Source organism: Kitasatospora sp. NBC_00070 (genome assembly GCF_045041205.1).
In the GTDB taxonomy this organism is placed as follows: domain Bacteria; phylum Actinomycetota; class Actinomycetes; order Streptomycetales; family Streptomycetaceae; genus Kitasatospora.
Genome location: NZ_CP108247.1, coordinates 5,672,567 through 5,689,734, shown reverse-complemented (window position 1 = coordinate 5,689,734; position 17,168 = coordinate 5,672,567). Strand labels below are relative to the sequence as shown.

13 protein-coding genes are annotated in these 17,168 nt (G+C 73.6%); 2 read left to right on the top strand and 11 right to left on the bottom strand.

The window, feature by feature from the left end; translation table 11 throughout:
• Positions 1-129: 129 nt before the first annotated feature.
• From ald to OHV05_RS26000, 4 genes are all read right to left on the bottom strand, one after another.
• Positions 130-1,245, bottom strand: a complete 1,116-nt coding sequence (gene ald / locus OHV05_RS26015; protein WP_405019792.1) for an alanine dehydrogenase — start codon at positions 1,243-1,245, stop codon at positions 130-132.
• A gap of 240 nt (positions 1,246-1,485) precedes the next feature.
• Positions 1,486-3,417, bottom strand: a complete 1,932-nt coding sequence (locus OHV05_RS26010; protein ID WP_405019791.1) for a tetratricopeptide repeat protein — start codon at positions 3,415-3,417, stop codon at positions 1,486-1,488.
• 433 nt (positions 3,418-3,850) lie between these two features.
• On the bottom strand, positions 3,851-4,492 hold the full coding sequence (locus OHV05_RS26005; protein WP_405019790.1) for an NUDIX domain-containing protein: 642 nt from the start codon (positions 4,490-4,492) through the stop codon (positions 3,851-3,853).
• Positions 4,493-4,587: 95 nt separating this feature from the next.
• Positions 4,588-6,222, bottom strand: coding sequence for a CTP synthase (locus OHV05_RS26000; RefSeq protein WP_403041112.1), 1,635 nt, complete (start codon positions 6,220-6,222; stop codon positions 4,588-4,590).
• Positions 6,223-6,901: 679 nt separating this feature from the next.
• Between OHV05_RS26000 and OHV05_RS25995 the strand changes: the two genes are divergently transcribed.
• Positions 6,902-8,860, top strand: coding sequence for a glycoside hydrolase family 15 protein (locus OHV05_RS25995; protein WP_405019789.1), 1,959 nt, complete (start codon positions 6,902-6,904; stop codon positions 8,858-8,860).
• A gap of 194 nt (positions 8,861-9,054) precedes the next feature.
• Here OHV05_RS25995 and OHV05_RS25990 read toward each other — a convergent pair whose 3' ends face one another.
• From OHV05_RS25990 to OHV05_RS25980, 3 genes are all read right to left on the bottom strand, one after another.
• On the bottom strand, positions 9,055-10,239 hold the full coding sequence (locus OHV05_RS25990) for a glycosyltransferase family 4 protein (RefSeq protein WP_405019788.1): 1,185 nt from the start codon (positions 10,237-10,239) through the stop codon (positions 9,055-9,057).
• 110 nt (positions 10,240-10,349) lie between these two features.
• Entirely contained in the window at positions 10,350-12,083 is a 1,734-nt protein-coding gene (gene recN / locus OHV05_RS25985) for a DNA repair protein RecN (RefSeq protein WP_405021545.1), read from the bottom strand.
• 173 nt (positions 12,084-12,256) lie between these two features.
• Complete coding sequence (locus OHV05_RS25980; protein ID WP_405019787.1) at positions 12,257-12,889, bottom strand: YitT family protein; 633 nt, start codon at positions 12,887-12,889, stop codon at positions 12,257-12,259.
• Positions 12,890-13,034: 145 nt separating this feature from the next.
• On the opposite strand from OHV05_RS25980, the gene OHV05_RS25975 reads away from it, so the two are divergent.
• Positions 13,035-14,516: a PLP-dependent aminotransferase family protein gene (locus OHV05_RS25975; RefSeq protein ID WP_405019786.1), complete on the top strand. Its 1,482-nt coding sequence runs from the start codon at positions 13,035-13,037 to the stop codon at positions 14,514-14,516.
• A gap of 18 nt (positions 14,517-14,534) precedes the next feature.
• Here the strand turns inward: OHV05_RS25975 and OHV05_RS25970 are convergent, their stop codons facing one another.
• The 4 genes from OHV05_RS25970 to OHV05_RS25955 all read right to left on the bottom strand — a co-directional run bounded on the left by OHV05_RS25970 (position 14,535) and on the right by OHV05_RS25955 (position 17,142).
• Complete coding sequence (locus tag OHV05_RS25970) at positions 14,535-15,434, bottom strand: NAD kinase (protein ID WP_405019785.1); 900 nt, start codon at positions 15,432-15,434, stop codon at positions 14,535-14,537.
• Between the two features lie 88 nt (positions 15,435-15,522).
• Entirely contained in the window at positions 15,523-16,329 is an 807-nt protein-coding gene (locus tag OHV05_RS25965) for a TlyA family RNA methyltransferase (protein ID WP_405021544.1), read from the bottom strand.
• 23 nt (positions 16,330-16,352) lie between these two features.
• A complete protein-coding gene (locus tag OHV05_RS25960) occupies positions 16,353-16,520 on the bottom strand; it encodes a hypothetical protein (RefSeq protein ID WP_405019784.1) in 168 nt (55 codons plus the stop codon).
• On the bottom strand, positions 16,513-17,142 hold the full coding sequence (locus OHV05_RS25955; protein WP_405019783.1) for a hypothetical protein: 630 nt from the start codon (positions 17,140-17,142) through the stop codon (positions 16,513-16,515). Before OHV05_RS25955 ends, OHV05_RS25960 begins: the two co-directional genes overlap by 8 nt.
• Positions 17,143-17,168: the final 26 nt, after the last annotated feature.

Genomic DNA, 17,168 nt, shown 5'->3' with positions numbered 1-17,168 from the left:
CACGGTCACCCGACCACCCCGAATTGTCGACATCCGTCGATCGGGGCAGCGGCCGGGCACGCCGAAGCCCCCGGCCGGAGGGGAGCCGGCCGGGGGCGTTCGACGGGTTGCTGACGGGGTGTCAGCAGGTCAGGCGAGCACGCTCTCCAGCGAGACCGACGGCAGGCCGAAGGCCTCGGCCACGGCGCCGTAGGTGATCTGGCCCTCGTGCACGTTCAGGCCCTTGGCCAGCGCGGCGTCGCGGCGCAGCGCGTCCTTCCAGCCCCGGTTGGCCAGCTCGACGACGTACGGCAGCGTCGCGTTGGTCAGCGCGTAGGTGGAGGTGTTCGGAACGGCGCCCGGCATGTTGGCCACGCAGTAGAAGACCGAGTTGTGGACCGGGAAGGTCGGCTCGGCGTGCGTGGTGGCGCGGGAGTCCTCGAAGCAGCCGCCCTGGTCGATCGCGATGTCGACGAGCACGGAGCCCGGCTTCATCCGGGAGACCAGCTCGTTGGTGACCAGCTTCGGGGCCTTGGCGCCCGGGATCAGCACGGCGCCGATCACCAGGTCGGCCTCGAGCACCGCGCTCTCGAGCTCGTACGCGTTGGACATGATGGCCTTGATCTTCGTGCCGAAGATCTTGTCGGCCTCGCGCAGCTTGTTGATGTCGCGGTCCAGCAGGGTCACCTCGTAGCCCATGCCGATCGCGATGGTGGCGGCGTGCCAGCCGGAGACGCCGCCGCCGATGACCACGCACTTGGCCGCGTGGGTGCCGGGCACGCCACCGGGCAGGGTGCCGCGGCCGCCGGCCGGGCGCATCAGGTGGTACGAGCCGACCTGCGGGGCCAGCCGGCCCGCGACCTCGGACATCGGGGCGAGCAGCGGCAGGGCGCCGTTCGGGAGCTGCACGGTCTCGTACGCGATCGCGGTGGTGCCGGAGGCGACCAGCGCGTCGGTGCCGGCCTTGCCGGCGGCCAGGTGCAGGTAGGTGAAGAGGGTCTGGCCCTTGCGCAGGCGGTGGTACTCCTGCGCGATCGGCTCCTTGACCTTCAGCAGCAGGTCGGCGGCCGCCCACACCTCGTCGGCCGTGGGGAGGATGGTGGCACCGGCGGCCACGTACTCCTCGTTGGGGATCGAGGAGCCGAGACCGGCGTTGTCCTCGATGACGACCTCGTGTCCGTTACGGACCAGCTCATGCACGCCGGCGGGCGTGATGGCCACGCGGTACTCGTGGTTCTTGACCTCGCGGGGGATGCCGACCTTCACGACTGAACACGTCCCTTTTGCCTCTGGGGCCCGGCCGGAGAACACCGGCGGGCAACGCGCACGTGGAGACCTCCGGAGACGCCGGGGCACGCTTCGCTACGCGACTATGGTCGAGTGTAATGAAGCCCAGGTGATCCGTCAGCCTTCCAAACTGAATAAATCTGCTGGCCACATTGGCAGATTCGTAGGCTTGCACTCCACATGGTCTGGCAAACCGGGTTCAAAGCGACCTTCCGGACATCACTCCGAAGTCGTCCGGCCCCGCTCGGCTTCGACCAGTTCCCGCAGGTGTTCGAGGGCCGTCGTCACCCCCCGCTGCCCCCGCTCGTCGCCCAGTCGCCGCAGCACCGCCAGGGCCGCCCGGTACTCTCGCTCGGCCTCCTCGAACCGGCGCTGCGCCAGGTGCGCCTCGGCCGTCCTGGCCAGCAGCCTGGCCTCGGCCCGGTGATCGCCCAGCCCCTGCCGCAGCTCCAGCGCCCGGCCGTACCAGTCGGCGGCGCGCACCGGGTCGCCGAGCGCCCGCCGGCTCTCCGCCACGCCCTCCAGGGCACGGGCACAGGCCACCTCGTCGTCCACCGCCCGGCCCTGGTCCAACGCGGCCCGGTAGCGGTCGGCGGCCACCTCCCAGCGGCCCGCCGCCGCCTGCAGATCGGCCAGGTTGAGCAGCGCGGCGGCGGCCCGGCGGCGGTTCCCGCTCCGCTCGGCCACCTTCAGCACCAGCCCGTGCAGCTCGTACAGGTCCGCCGGGGCGGCCTGGCCGGTCAGCGGCAGGGCCCGCAGCAGCGCGGTCACCAGCCGGCCGGCCGAACCGTCCAGATCCGCCCGGCCGATCGCGTCCCCGACCGCGCCCAGCAGCTCACCCCTGCGCTCGGTCAGCCAGAGCCGGGCCAGCGCCGGGGTGCGCAGCCGCAGCGGCCCCGGCAGCGGGTCGGGGCCGGGCCCGGCGGCCGGGTCGAGCAGCGCCCGGGCTGAGTCCACCAGCCGGACCAGCCGCTCCAACAGCCGCGCCCTGGCCAGCTCCACCTCGGACGGCCGGTCCAGCTCCGCCCGCAGCGCCAGCAGCCGCCCGTACAGCCGCCCGGGCACCCGGTACCGGGGCGTTCCGTCCGCCGACTCGCCCTCCCGGTCCAGGAGTTCACGCGCCGTCAGCTTCTCCAGCAGCACGCCCGCCTCCGGTGCCGGGCAGCCCACCAGGGCCGAGGCGGTGCGCAGATCGGCCGACTGCGCGGGCGCCAGGGTGAGCATCCGCAGCATCCGCGCCTCGGCCGCCGGCAGCGACCGGTGCAGCAGCGTGAACGCCGCCCCCAGCGGGTCACCGTCCGGCACCGGTACGGGGCCCTCGGCGGTCGGCTCTTCGGTCGCCGCGGGCTCCGCCCGGTCCGCCTCGGCCTTGCCCCGGCGCTTCTTCCGGCGTTCCGACGCCGGGGGCGTCCGCACCCCGACCGCCTCGGACAGTTCCCGGGCCGCATCGGTCACCGCCGCCTTGGGGGCGGCCCGCAGCCAGCCCGCCATCAGCCGCAGCGCGGTCGGCCGGCAGGCACAGCTCTCCGCCAGGCCGGCGGCGCCGACCGGGTCGCAGCCGATCCTGGTGCCACCCACCAGGCCGCTCAACAGCTCCACCGACGCCGACTGGGACAGCCCGCCCAGGATCACCGGGTCGATCCCCTCGATCCCGGTCAGCGGCCCCGCCGTGGTGGCCACCACCAGCACCTCCGGCGCCTTGGCCAGCAACGGCCAGAGCTGGCCCGAATCCCGCGCGTCGTCCAGCACCAGCAGCACCCGGCGGCCGCTCACCGCCGCCCGCACCGCCGCACAGGCGGGGTCGTCCTCACCCTCCTCCTCCCCCGTCGGAAGCGCTCCCACGGCCGGCTCGCCCAGCTGCTCCAGCAGCCGCCGCGCCACCGTCCCGGGCGCCACCCTGGTCCCGTCCGGCGCCGACAGCCGGGCGAACAGCACCCCGTCCGGGTACTCCTCCGCCACCGACGCGGCGAACCTGACGGCCAGTGAGGTCCGCCCCGACCCCGGCCGCCCCGCCACCACCAACAGCGGGCAGCGCCCCGCCACCACTCGTCCCCGGGCCGCCGCCAACGCCGCGAGCTCGGCCCCCCTGCCGACGAACAGCCCCGGCCCCTCAGGCAGTTGACCGGGAACCGGGGCGGGCCGTGCGTCCATCGTCGCCGTCTTCCTCGCCACCTGCGCCACTCCCGACCGGTCAGCCGACGGGCCCGCACCGGGGCCCCGTCCGGGAAGCGTAGTTCGACCCACCACCCGCACAGGAGCTGACACCAGTACTACCAACCACCAAATCACCCTTGCGGACGCAGGTGCTTAGCTTTTGGCAGACGCTCCGGTGCTACGGCCCAGGGGCTCGGGGCTGCGCTGCAGGCAGGCGCTCAGCCGTCGACTACCCAGGGGCTCGGGGAACTGCGAGGAGATCTGGCGTTCGGGTCACTGCGAAAGTCCCTGACCACCCACGCGACGATCACCTTGAACGAGGCCGGCGTCGCAGTTCCCCGAGCCCCTGATGGCTGAGCCCGGAGCGCAACTGACCCGAGCCCCTGACTCCGTAGCGGGCGGAGCACCTGCCAAAGGCACAGGCCCCTGCCTAGCTGAACGGCCGGGCCGGCCAGGGCGACTCCGCAGGACGCAGGCCCGCCAGCCCGACCGGCGAGGTCTGGGCGGCGTGCACCGCCAGCACCCCCGAGACCAGCGTCGGGTTGTGCAGCTCGCCCGCCAGCACCAGCCGGAGCAGCTCGGCGAGCGGTACCCGCGCCGTCTCGATCTCCAGCTCCTCCCCGTGCGCCTCGTACCGCTCCCCGTCCGCCGCCGACAGGTCCGTCGCCAGGAAGAGCCGGAGCGCCTCGTCCGTCCCGCCGGGCGAGGTGTAGAAGTCGACCAGCACCCGCCACTCCCCCGCCTTGCAGTGGGCCTCCTCGAAGAGCTCCCGCTGCGCCGCGTGCAGCGGGTTCTCGCCGGGTACGTCGAGCAGCCCGGCCGGGAGCTCCCAGAGCCGCTGCCGCACCGGGTGCCGGTACTGGCGCAGGATCAGCACCCGCTGCTGCTCGTCCAGGGCGAGCACCGCGACCGAGCCCGGGTGGGTCTGGTAGTCCCGCCGCGCGTACCCGCCGTCGGGCATCAGGACCTCGTCGGTCCGGACCCCGGTGACCCGCCCCTGGAAGGGCTGTTCACTGGAGCGTACGGTCCACTCCTCCGCCTGGTCCCTGATCTGCCGCTGACCGTCCGTCATCTCGCACTCCCCTTTTCGTCAGTACGACACTAACCCACGCAGAACGGCGGCCGCGCGAAGAATCGCACGACCGCCGTCACCCGCCGGGGAGGGACTTACTCGCCGGCGGTCTTGATCTTGATGGCCGCCGCCACCAGACCCGCGAACAGCGGGTGCGGGCGGGTCGGCCGGGACTTCAGCTCCGGGTGCGCCTGGGTGGCGACCAGGTAGGGGTGGACCTCGCGCGGGTACTCGACGTACTCGACCAGGTCGCCCTTCGGGGAGAGGCCGGAGAACTGCAGGCCGGTCTTCTCCAGGTCCGCGCGGTACGCGTTGTTGACCTCGTAGCGGTGACGGTGGCGCTCGTCCACGTACTGCTCGCCGCCGTAGACCTCACGGACGATCGAGCCCTCGGCCAGCTTGGCCGGGTAGAGGCCGAGACGCATGGTGCCGCCCAGGTCGCCCTTGCCGTCCACGATCGCCAGCTGCTCGGCCATGGTCGAGATGACCGGGTACTTGGCCGCCGCGTCGAACTCGGTGGAGTTGGCGTCCGGCAGGCCGGCCAGGTTGCGGGCGGCCTCGATGACCACGCACTGCAGGCCGAGGCACAGGCCGAGCAGCGGGATCTTGTGCTCGCGGCCGTAGGTGATCGCGGCCACCTTGCCGTCCACCCCGCGGTCGCCGAAGCCACCGGGGATGCAGATCGCGTCCACGTCGCCGAGCTGCTCCTGCGCACCCTCGGGGGTCAGGCAGTCGTCGCTGGTCACCCACTTGATCTCGACCCGCGCGTTGTTGGCGAAGCCGCCGGCGCGCAGCGCCTCGGTGACCGAGAGGTAGGCGTCCGGCAGGTCGATGTACTTGCCGACCAGCGCCACCTTCACGATGTGCTGGGGCTCGTGCACCCGGCGCAGCAGGTCGTCCCAGACCGTCCAGTCGACGTCCCGGAAGGCCAGGTCGAGCCGGCGGACCACGTACGCGTCCAGGCCCTCGGAGTGCAGCACCTTGGGGATGTCGTAGATCGACTTGGCGTCGATGGCCGCGACCACGGCCTCCTCGTCCACGTCGCACATCAGCGAGATCTTGCGCTTGATGGCCTGCGGCACCTCACGGTCCGCGCGCAGCACGATGGCGTCCGGCTGGATGCCGATGTTGCGCAGGGCCGCGACCGAGTGCTGGGTCGGCTTGGTCTTCAGCTCGCCCGAGGGGCCGATGTACGGCAGCAGCGAGACGTGCACGAAGAAGACGTTGTCCCGGCCGACCTCGTGGCGGACCTGGCGGACCGCCTCCAGGAACGGCAGCGACTCGATGTCGCCGACGGTGCCACCGACCTCGGTGATCACCACGTCGACGTCCTCGGTCGCCATCCGGCGGATCCGGGACTTGATCTCGTTGGTGATGTGCGGGATGACCTGGACGGTGTCGCCCAGGTACTCGCCGCGCCGCTCCTTGGCGATCACCGTCGAGTACACCTGGCCGGTCGTCACGTTCGCCGAACCGTGCAGGTTGGTGTCGAGGAAGCGCTCGTAGTGACCGATGTCGAGGTCGGTCTCGGCCCCGTCGTCGGTGACGAAGACCTCACCGTGCTGGAACGGGTTCATGGTGCCCGGGTCCACGTTGAGGTAGGGGTCGAGCTTCTGCATCGTCACACGCAGGCCGCGCGCCTTCAGCAGGGCACCGAGGCTTGAGGCGGTGAGGCCCTTGCCGAGCGAGGAGGCGACACCCCCGGTGACGAAGAGGTGCTTGGTCGTCACGGCGCGGCCGTTCGCTGCCTTGCCGGATTGGGGCTGTGCCAAGAGGGGGCTCCCGTGGGTCGCTGTCGAAGGTGACGCCGGTGGAGGGACCGCCGGTCGCCTGGCCGACGAGGAGTTCGCACTCGGCCGGAAGCCTTTCGGCTGCTCCGGCGGGGTCGTCGGGGTCGGCGGCTCCGGGGCGAATGCCCACCAGTCCACGGGATACCAGGGTATCAGCGCGAGGCCGCGGACGCGGTCACGGGCACCTCGGCGCGTCCGCCCCGCGTTCATCCGGCGTTCGCGGAACACCGTCCGGGCTGGCCCGGAAGGATCACTTCCGCCTGACTCGTCCGGACCAGTCCGGCTGCCCCAGCCGGACCAATGTGACGTCAAACCGTGTGACAGCTGACGAACAGGGGTTCTTCGGGGTGCCTCGCCCACTGCCGCCGACGTATTCTGCACGGACGCATCGCCGACAGACAGAGCACGCGGAGGGCGAGGGGTCAGGACGACGCCTCTCGGTCCCCGATGCGCGACCGGACAACCGCCTCCCGTACCAGTTCCCGTCCAGGCCAGGGGCCCATCACGGCCCCGCCCCGGTGGCCACCAGCCGCCACCGCCCGGACGTCTCCGGCCCCGCAGCATCCGCGCGCCCCGCCATCGGTGGCCGCCGAGCTCATCTTGCGAACTGGAGACCCACGTGGCCGGCCGTATCGAGGACTACGCACTCATCGGGGACATGCAGACCGCCGCCCTGGTCAGCAGGGACGGGGCGGTCGACTGGCTGTGCCTGCCCAGATTCGACTCTCCCGCCGTGTTCGCCGGTCTGCTGGGGACCGATGAACACGGGTTCTGGCGGATCGGCCCCGCCGAACCGGTCGCCGGCCCCGCCACCCCGGCCCCGCCGCCCGCCCGCTCGGCGTTCACCGACAGCGGCGAGATCCCGATCCCGCCGACCGCCGCCGCCCCCGCCGTACCGGCCGACCGGCGCCGCTACCGGGGCGACTCGCTGATCCTGGAGCAGGAGTGGGACGCCCAGGGCGGCACCGTCCGGGTGATCGACTTCATGCCGCCCCGCCCGCTGGCCGGGCTGGACGCCGTCCCGCAGATGATCCGGATCGTCGAGGGCGTCTCCGGCCGGGTCCGGATGCGCTCGGCCCTGCGGATGCGGTTCAGCTACGGCCGGGTGGTGCCCTGGGTGCACCGGGTCGAGCAGCCCGACGGCGGCCACCGCACGGTCGCGGTGGCCGGGCCGGACTCGGTCTGGCTGGACGGCGTGGCCGAGACCTACGGCCGCGACCTGACCACGTACGCCGACTTCACCGTCGAGGCGGGCGAGCGGATCGCCTTCGCGCTCACCTGGCAGGCCAGCCACCTGCCCGCGCCCGCCGCGCCGGACGCCGAGGCGATGCTCGACGACACCGTCGAGTTCTGGCGCGACTGGGTCGCCCAGTGCACCTACCAGGGCCCCTACCGGGAGCCGGTGGTCCGCTCGCTGATCACCCTCAAGGCGCTCACCTACGCCCCCACCGGCGGCATCGTCGCCGCCCCCACCACCTCGCTGCCCGAGGACATCGGCGGCGAGCGCAACTGGGACTACCGCTACACCTGGCTGCGGGACGCCGCGATCACCCTCTCCTCGCTGCTGCGCACCGGCTACCGCGAGGAGGCCAGGGCGTGGCGCGAGTGGCTGCTCCGCGCGGTGGCCGGCGACCCGGAGAACCTGCAGATCATGTACGGCATCGCCGGGGAGCGGGAGCTCACCGAGTCCGAGCTGGACTGGCTGCCCGGCTACGAGGGCTCCCAGCCGGTCCGGGTCGGCAACGGCGCGGCCGGCCAGCTCCAGCTGGACGTCTACGGCGAGGTGGTCGAGGCGCTGCACCTGGCCCACATGACCGGCCTGACCCGCAACGACCACGCCCACCTGCTCCAGCTCAAGCTGATCACCTACCTGGAGCAGCACTGGCGCGAGCCGGACGAGGGCATCTGGGAGGTGCGCGGCCCGCGCCGCCACTTCGTGCACTCCAAGGTGATGGCCTGGGTCGCGGTGGACCGCACCATCAAGCTGATCGAACAGACCCCCGCCGAGGGCCCGCTGGAGCGCTGGAAGGCCCTCCGCGAGGAGATCCACCGGGACGTCTGTGAGAAGGGCTACGACGCCGACCGCAACACCTTCACCCAGTACTACGGCGGCCAGGAGCTGGACGCCTCGCTGCTGCTGATCCCCCAGGTCGGCTTCCTGCCGCCGGACGACAAGCGGGTGATCGGCACCATCGAGGCGATCCAGCGCGAACTGTCCACCGAGGACGGCTTCGTGCTCCGGTACCCGACCCACGACGAGGAGGGCAACAACGTCGACGGGCTGTCCGGGCACGAAGGGGCCTTCCTGGCCTGCTCGTTCTGGCTGGCCGACGACCTGGCGATGATCGGCCGGGTGCAGGAGGCGCGGGAGCTGTTCGAGAAGCTGCTCTCGCTGCGGAACGACGTCGGCCTGCTGGCCGAGGAGTGGGACTCCCGGACCCAGCGTCAGGTCGGGAACTTCCCGCAGGCGTTCAGCCACGTGCCGCTGATCGACACCGCCCTCCGCCTCACCGCCTGCGCGGGCGCCTACCTCGCCGCCCAGCCCGACGGCCGCGAACGGGAGGAAGCGGCCCTCTGAGGTGGCCCTTTGGCAGGGGCTCAGCTTTTGGCAGGGCGCAAGGTTGCACTGTCCAGGGACTCGGGGAACTGCGAGGAGATCTGGCGCCGGGGTCACGGACGAAAGTGCCTGACCACCTACGCAACGATCACCTGACAAGGGCCGGCGTCGCAGTTCCCCGAGCCCCTGACTCTTCCGGAGTACGTGCCGAAGGCTCAGGGGCGCTGGACGAGTTCGTCGTAGGTGCTGAGGACCTGGGCCACGGTGGCGGCTTCGTCGGGCCAGGTCTCGGCCTGGAGCCGGCCGGCCGCCGCCAGGCTGCTGCGGCGGTCGGGGTCGGCGAGCAGCTCGCGGACGGCTCCGGCGAGCGCGGCGGGGTCGCCGTAGGGCACCAGCAGCGCCGCCTCGCCGACCAGTTCGGGGACGCCGCCGACCGCAGTGGAGATCACCGGGACCCCCGCCCGCATCGCCTCCTGGACGACCAGTGAGCGGGCCTCCCAGCGGCTGCTGACCACCACCAGGTCGGCCGCCGCGAGCAGGTCGGGCACGTCGGTGCGGTAGCCGAGCAGCTCGACCGGGAGCTTCTCGGCGGTGATCCGCTCGCGCAGCACGTCCTCCTCGGGGCCCTCACCGGCGATCACCACCAGCGGGTCGCCGTCGCCGAGGCCGTACCGGACGGCGTCCAGCAGCAGGCCGAAGGACTTCTGCTGGACCAGCCGCCCGACCGCGAGCACCACCGGCCGCTCGGCGGTGCCGTGCAGCAGGGCGGCCCGGGCCGCCGTCCGGTCCAGGCCGCCGGCCGGCATCGGCGGGGCGGCGACCGGGCCGAGCCGGGCGTCGGTGGCGCCGAGTTCGCGGGCCCGGGCGACCAGGTCGGAGGAGGCGCCGAGCACCAGGTCGGCCGAGCGGGCCACCCGACGCTCCATCAGGCGCTGCAGCCGGCGGTCGAGTCCGGTGGCGAGCATCGCGTGATGGGACGTCACCACCAGCGGGGTCTCCGGGCGCAGGCCGGGGAACCGGCCCGCGGTGCGCAGCGCCAGGTCGGCCAGCAGCCCGGCCCGCAGGCCGTGCGCGTGCACGATGTCGGCGCCGGTGAAGGCCCGCCGGAGCTCACCGATCGCGGTGGCGTCGCTGCGGGCCCCCGAGGTGGGGGTGATGTCCACCAGGTGGAACCGGGCGCCGGTACGGGAGAACCCGAACAGCGCGTCGGTGCCGCCGGGGGCGCAGACGGTCACGGCCACGCCGTGCGCGACCAGGCCCTGGGCCAGCGAACGCACGTGGGCGCCGACGCCCCCGCTGGCCGCGGAGAGCACCAGCACCACGTGCAGTTGCCCCGGTTCGGTGCCTTTGCCGGCCCTGGTGGCGAAAGGGTCCACGTCGTCTCGCTCCGACTCGATCATGAACTGGTCAGTCAGTGTCCAGCGGCCACCTTGCCAGGTCCGGCGCCCTCTTGGACAGTCGGCACCCCTACGTGTCGGGGGCCCACCCCGGCGGCGCGCCCGCCGAGCGGTCAACCGAGCCGGGGTGCGCGGGCGGTGGCCAGCAGCTCCTCGGCGTGCGCCCGGCCGAGCTCGGAGTCCTCCAGGCCCGCCAGCATCCGGGAGAGTTCGCGTACCCGCTGCTCGTCGGAGAGCACCTTGACGCCGCTGCGGGTCACCGTGCCGTCGTGGGTCTTCTCCACCACCAGGTGCCGGTCGGCGAAGGCCGCCACCTGCGGGAGGTGGGTGACCACGACGACCTGGGCGGTCTCGGCGAGCTTGGCCAGCCGGCGGCCGATCTCGACCGCGGCCTTGCCGCCGACCCCCGCGTCCACCTCGTCGAAGAGGTAGGTGGGCACCGGGTCGGCGCCCGCGAACACCACCTCGACGGCCAGCATCACCCGGGACAGCTCACCGCCCGAGGCGCCCTTGGCGATCGGGCGCGGCGAGGCGCCGGGGTGCGGGGCGAGCAGCACCTCGACCTCGTCGACGCCGTGCGAACCGAAGGCGACCGTCCGGCCGTCCAGCTCCAGCCCGGCCGGGTCGTCGGTCCTGGACAGGTCGAAGGTGACCCGGGCGTGCGGCATGGCCAGCTCGGCCAGCTCGGCGGAGACCGCTTCGGCGAACCGGCCGGCCGCGGCCTGCCTGGCCGCGGAGACCTCGGCCGCCAGGGCGGTCAGCTGCTGACGCAGGGTGTCCTGTCGCTCCGTCAGCTGCTCGATCCGGTCGTCGTCGCCGTCCAGCTCCGACAGCCGGGCGGAGCCGGCCTCGGCCCAGGCCAGCACCTCGGCCAGGGTGTTCTCCGGACCGCCGTACTTGCGCAGCAGCTGGGCCAGCACCGAACGGCGCTCCTCGACCGCGGCCAGCCGGACCGGGTCGGCGTCCAGGTCGTCGGCGTAGCCGGCCAGGTCCTGGGCCACGTCGGCCAGCAGGTAGCCGACCTCGTTCAGCCGGTCGGCCAGCCCGGCCAGCCGCTCGTCGTGCTGGCGGACGCCGTCCACCGCGCGGCGGGCCTGGGCCACCAGGGTGCCGGCGTCCACCGCCTCGGGGTCGCTCGGGTGCCCGGCCAGGGCGGCGTGCGCCAGGGTGGCGGCGGAGGAGAGCGCGTCGGCGTGGCCGAGCCGCTCGGCCTCGGCGGCCAGCTCGGTGTCCTCCCCGGCGACCGGTTCGGCGGCGGCGACCTCGTCCAGGCCGAACCGGAGCAGGTCGGCCTCCTGGGCCCGCTCCCGGGCCCGCACGGTCAGCTCGTCCAGGGTGGCGGCCACCTCGCGCAGGGCCCGGTAGGTCTCCCGGTAGCGGGCCAGCGGTCCGGCCACGGCGGCGCCCGCGTACCGGTCCAGCGCACCGCGCTGCCGGGACGGCCGGAGCAGCCGCTGCTGGTCGGTCTGGCCGTGCACGGCCACCAGGTCCTCGCCCAGCTCGGCCAGCAGGCCGACCGGGACCGACCGGCCGCCGACGTGGGCCCGCGAGCGGCCCTCCGCCGAGACGGTGCGGCTGATCAGCAGCGCGCCGTCGTCCAGCTCGGCCCCGGCCTCCAGGGCCCGCTCCAGCACCGCGGAGCCGGGCGGCAGCGACAGCCGCCCCTCGACCACGGCCCGGTCCGCGCCGCGCCGCACCAGCGCCGGGTCGGCCCGGCCGCCCAGCAGCAGCCCGAGGCTGGTCACCACCATGGTCTTGCCCGCCCCGGTCTCACCGGTGACGGCGGTGAAGCCGGGGGCAAGTTCGACCACCGCGTCGTCGATGACGCCAAGATCCCGTATCCGCATCTCGTCCAACACGGAGACGACCTTACGAGGTTCCGGCCCCGCCGCGCGACGAGCAGCGGCCCCGCACGGGCAAGTTCATCCCTTTCGGGCGCTGTGCGAGTGATGTCGCCGGGGTGGTCGGCCGTACTGCTAGTGCCGTGCCTGCGACGGGGCAGGCCCTGCCGGGCACGGCACTAGCGGGTTTCCGGGACGGTGCACCAGCGCAGGAAGAACTGGGCCAGCGGCCCGATCGCCAGCGCATACGCGACGGTGCCGACGCCCACCGTGCCGCCGAGCAGGACACCGATGGCCAGCACGGTCAGCTCGATGCCGGTCCGGATCAGCCGGACCGAGCGGCCGGTCCTGCGCTGCAGTCCGGTCATCAGCCCGTCCCGGGGGCCGGGGCCGAGCCGGGCACCGATGTAGAGGCCGGTGGCCAGGCCGTTGAGCAGGATGCCGCCGGCCAGCAGGGCGATCCGGGCGGGCCAGTTCCCGGGCGTGTCCAGCACCCCGAGGGTGAGGTCCATCGCGACCCCGAGGATCAGCACGTTGCCGACCGTGCCGATGCCGGGGACCTGCCGGAGCGGTATCCAGAGCAGCAGCACCAGCGCGCCGATGATGGTGACCCAGTTGCCGATGGTCAGGCCGAAGTGGTGCACCATGCCCTGGTTCAGCACGTCCCAGGGGTTGACGCCCAGGCCGGCCCGCACCATCACGCCCAGGCTGGTGCCGTAGAGCCAGAGGCCGAGCAGGAGTTGGGGCAGCCGACGGACCAGCCGGTCGGTGCTCCAGCTGGTCCGGGGGACGGTGGAGGAGAGGGTGGCCATCGGTGGCTCCTTCCGGAAGCAGTGGGGCCAGGGGTGTCCGGTGGGCCGGAGCGGCGCCCCTGGCGGCTCGGTGGCCGCCCTGCCATCATGGGGAGTCCACCTGACTGACAACCAGGGCCAATTCCTCTCAACTGGACTGATTCAGATGGCCGAGTGGCAGAGCACCGTGACCCCGCCCGCGCTGGCCCGCCTGCTCCGCGGCACCCGGCTGCCCGACGGCGAAGGCCACCGGCCCGCCTACCGGACGCTGGCCGGGCAGGTCCGGCTGCTGGTCTCCGAGGGCCGCCTGCCGGTCGGCGCCCGACTGCCCGCCGAACGCGAACTGGCCCATGCGCTGGAACTCAGCCGCACCACCGTGGCCACCGCGTACGAAGCGCTGCGCACCGAGGGGTACCTGCGCAGCCGCCGCGGCTCCGGCAGCTGGACCACCCTGCCCGAGGGCAGCCGGCCGCCCACCGACGCCCTGCACCCGGTGCCGCCGGACGAGCGCGACCGCACCCTCGACCTCGGGGTGGCCGCGCTGCCCGCCCCGCAGCCCTTCCTCGGCGAGGCCGCCGCCCGCGCGGTCGAGCAGCTGCCCGCGTACGCCGCCGGGCACGGCAACTTCCCGACCGGCGTCCCGGTGCTGCGCGAGGCGATCGCCCGGCGCTACACCGAGCGCGGGCTGCCCACCACGGCCGACCAGATCCTGGTCACCACCGGCGCGATGGCCGCGCTCCAGCTGGTCCGGCGCGCCCTGCTGAGCCGGGGCGACCGGGTGGCCGTCGAGGCACCCAGCTACGCGCACACCCTGCAGGCGCTGCGCCGCTCCGGGGCCCGGCTGGTCCCCGTCCCGTACGCCGGGGCCCGCTGGGACCTGCCCGAGTGGCAGCGGGTGCTGCGCGGCGCGGCACCCCGGATCGCGTACGTGATCCCGGACTTCCACAACCCGACCGGCGCACTGGTGGACGAGGAGCAGCGCCGGGCCCTGCTGGCCGCCGCCCGGGCCGCCGGCACCACCGTGGTGGTGGACGAGACCCCGGCCGAACTGGACTGGGGCCGGGGCGACTTGGCCACGCCCCGGCCGACGGCGGCCCTGGACCGGAGCGCCCAGGTGGTCACCGTCGGCTCGGCCAGCAAGATCCTCTGGGGCGGCCTGCGGATCGGCTGGGTCCGCGCGAACGCCGCCCTGGTACGGCAGTTGGCCACCGACCGGGTCTACACCGACATCGGCAGCCCGGTGCTCGACCAGCTGATCGCCGCCGAGATGCTCGCCGACCCGCTGCCCGCCATCCGGGCCGACCGGCACGCCCGACTGCGGAGCAGCGCCGAGGGCCTGGCCGCCGCCCTGCGCGAGCAGCTGCCCGACTGGCAAGTGACCCTGCCCCAAGGCGGGTTGGCGCTCTGGGTGGGCACCGGCGGACTGTCCGGCGGCGCGCTGGCCCAGGCCGGCGAACAGACCGGGGTACGGATCGCGGCCGGGTCCAGGTTCGGTGTGGACGGCGCCTTCGAGCACCACATCCGGATCCCGCTCACCGTCCCCGGCCCGGCCGCCGCCGAAGCCGTCGCCCGGCTGGCCACCACCGCCCGGCTCGCCGCCACCGGCCGCTGGAACGGCCTCGACAGCACCCTGCCGCTGGCGGTCTGACGTACCGTCAACCCACCGTCAGCAACCGCCGCGCCCGCGCCAACCCGTCACCGGCAGTGCGAACTTGGCCACCAGCCGGTCGGTGAACGGCGCCCGGTGCAGCCTGGCCAGCCGCACCGGCGTGCTGCCCCGGCGGACCTCCACCCGGGCTCCGGCCGGCAGCTCGACCGACCGGCGGCCGTCGCACCAGAGCACCCCGTGCGGGGTCTTCGGCTGCACCTCCACCGCCAGCACCGAGTCCGGCGAGGTGACCAGCGGCCGGGCGAACAGCGCGTGCGCGCTGATCGGCACCATCAGCAGCGCCTCCACCTCCGGCCAGACCACCGGGCCACCACCGGAGAAGGCGTACGCGGTCGAGCCGGTCGGCGTGGAGAGCACCACCCCGTCACAGCCGAAGTTGGAGACCGGACGGCCGTCCACCTCGGTCACCACCTCCAGCATCCGCTCCCGGGACGCCTTCTCGATCGACGCCTCGTTCAGCGCCCAACCCTCGTACACCACATCGCCGTTGGTGCGCACCAGGACGTCGAGGGTCATCCGGTCCTCGATCTCGTAGTCGGCGTCCACCACCCGGTCGACCACCACCGCCAGATCGTCCCGCTCGGCCTCCGCCAGGAAGCCCACCCGGCCCAGGTTGATGCCCAGCATCGGCAGCCCGGACTCCCGGGCCAGCTCCGCCCCGCGCAGCAACGTGCCGTCCCCGCCCGCGACCAGGATCAGCTCGCAGCCGTCCGCCGCGCCGTGCCCACCGTCCACCCGCTCGACCCCGTCCGGCAGGTCGAGGCCGACCGCCTCGGTCGCCAGCAGCCGGATTCTGATCCCCGCCTTCAACAGACCCTGCACCAACGCCTCGACGCTGCGCAGCGCGGCCTCCCGACCGGTGTGTGCAATCAGGAAGACCGTGCGTCCCTCGCTCATGCTGCTGCCCTCTCCCTACGCCTGCCGGGTCGCCGTTGCCCCGGAGCGGCCACCGCACTCGCGATGGACCGGACGTCTGCGTCGCACCCTATCGGGGCCCCTCCGCGACCGCCCGGTCCGCCTCGGCCGGGTCGAGCTGCGCGGCGTCCCGACGCAGCCAGAGGAAGTACTCCACGTTGCCCGAAGGACCGGGCAGCGGGCTCGCCGTGACCGCCCGCACCCCCAGACCCGACGCCCACGCCTGGGCGGCCACCTGGCGGACCATCTCGGCCCGCAGCTCCGGGCTGCGCACCACGCCGCCGCTGCCCAGCCGCTCCTTGCCGATCTCGAACTGCGGCTTGACCATCAGCACCAGGTCCGCGTCCTCGGCAGAGCACCGCGCCAGCGCGGGCAGCACCAGACCGAGCGAGATGAACGACAGGTCCCCGACCACCAGGTCGACCGGCGTCCCGCCGATCTGCTCCAGGGTCAGCTCCCGGACGTTGGTCCGGTCCATCACGGTCACCCGGTCGTCGCTCTGCAGCGACCACGCCAGCTGCCCGTACCCGACGTCCACCGCCAGCACGCGCGCGACCCCGGAGCGCAGCAGCACGTCCGTGAAGCCACCGGTCGAGGCGCCCGCGTCCAGCGCCCGGCGCCCCTCCACCACCAGCCCCTGCGGCAGGAACGCCGCCAGCGCACCGGCCAGCTTGTGGCCGCCCCGCGAGACGTAGTCCGGGTCGTTCTCGTCCGTCGCCACCACCACGGCCGCCGCCGTCTCCACCTGGGTGGCCGGCTTGGTCGCGGTGGTGCCGCCGACGGTCACCCGGCCCGCCGCGATCAGCTCGCTCGCGTGTTCACGCGAACGGGCCAGCTTGCGGCGGACCAGCTCCGCGTCGAGTCGGCGTCGTGCCACTGCCACTGGGGTTCCGTCTCCTGTCACTGATCGAGAGCGGCGAGCGTGTCCGCGAGCCGCTGGTGTACATCTTCGTACACCGCCACGTGCACCCCGGTCTCCGCCCCGTCCAGCTCGCCCAGCCGGGCCAGTACCGCATCCACCTCGGGGCGGCCGGTGGGGGCGAATCCCTCCTCGCCGAGGTCAGCCATCGGCGGGCTTCCGGGGGGCGGCCTTCTTGGCGGTGGTCTTCTTCGCCGGGGTCTTCTTCGCCGTCGCGGTCTTGGCGGTGGCCTTCTTCGCGGCGGTCGTCTTCTTGGCCGGGGTGGTCTTCTTCGCGGCGGGTGCCTTCTTCGCCGCAGCCGGCTTCCTCACCGGGGGCGCGACCGGCTCGGGCGTCTCGTCCGCCCAGGCCCACTCGTGCTCCTGCTCCGGCTCGGCGTCGGATTCGGCCGGACGGACCTCCTCCTCCCAGCCGGCCTCGAACAGACCGCCCGCACGGGCCTCCGGGGCCGGCACGGGTTCCTCCGCCTCGCGCAGTCGGCTCTCCAGGAAGCTCAGCACCACGCCGACCTTCATCACCTGGTCGCCGACCTTCTCGAAGACCTTCTCCACCTCGCTGCGGGTCACCCCGATCGCCAGGTCGACCCCGGCCCGGCCGGCCGTCACCGCCTCCTCGGCCAGTGTCTGCAAGGTCTTCGCCGACGGCGGGAACTGCTCCAGCGCCGCCGCGTTCACCCCCGACCGCTCCAGCAGCCCGGCCACCCGCTTGCCGGCCTCCTCGGCGACCTCGGTGGCCACCACGACCACCCCACGCACCGCATCCCGCAGCATCTCGGCCTACCTCCTCCGTGCCGTCC

What these genes read in the sequence shown, in the direction of transcription:
- OHV05_RS26010 (WP_405019791.1), bottom strand. Translation starts at nt 3,417, where the DNA reads ATGGACGCACGGCCCGCCCCGGTTCCCGGTCAACTGCCTGAGGGGCCG.
- OHV05_RS26005 (WP_405019790.1), bottom strand. Translation starts at nt 4,492, where the DNA reads ATGACGGACGGTCAGCGGCAGATCAGGGACCAGGCGGAGGAGTGGACC.
- OHV05_RS25990 (WP_405019788.1), bottom strand. Translation starts at nt 10,239, where the DNA reads ATGATCGAGTCGGAGCGAGACGACGTGGACCCTTTCGCCACCAGGGCC.
- recN (WP_405021545.1), bottom strand. Translation starts at nt 12,083, where the DNA reads ATGCGGATACGGGATCTTGGCGTCATCGACGACGCGGTGGTCGAACTT.
- OHV05_RS25980 (WP_405019787.1), bottom strand. Translation starts at nt 12,889, where the DNA reads ATGGCCACCCTCTCCTCCACCGTCCCCCGGACCAGCTGGAGCACCGAC.
- OHV05_RS25975 (WP_405019786.1), top strand. Translation starts at nt 13,035, where the DNA reads ATGGCCGAGTGGCAGAGCACCGTGACCCCGCCCGCGCTGGCCCGCCTG.
- OHV05_RS25970 (WP_405019785.1), bottom strand. Translation starts at nt 15,434, where the DNA reads ATGAGCGAGGGACGCACGGTCTTCCTGATTGCACACACCGGTCGGGAG.
- OHV05_RS25960 (WP_405019784.1), bottom strand. Translation starts at nt 16,520, where the DNA reads ATGGCTGACCTCGGCGAGGAGGGATTCGCCCCCACCGGCCGCCCCGAG.
- OHV05_RS25955 (WP_405019783.1), bottom strand. Translation starts at nt 17,142, where the DNA reads ATGCTGCGGGATGCGGTGCGTGGGGTGGTCGTGGTGGCCACCGAGGTC.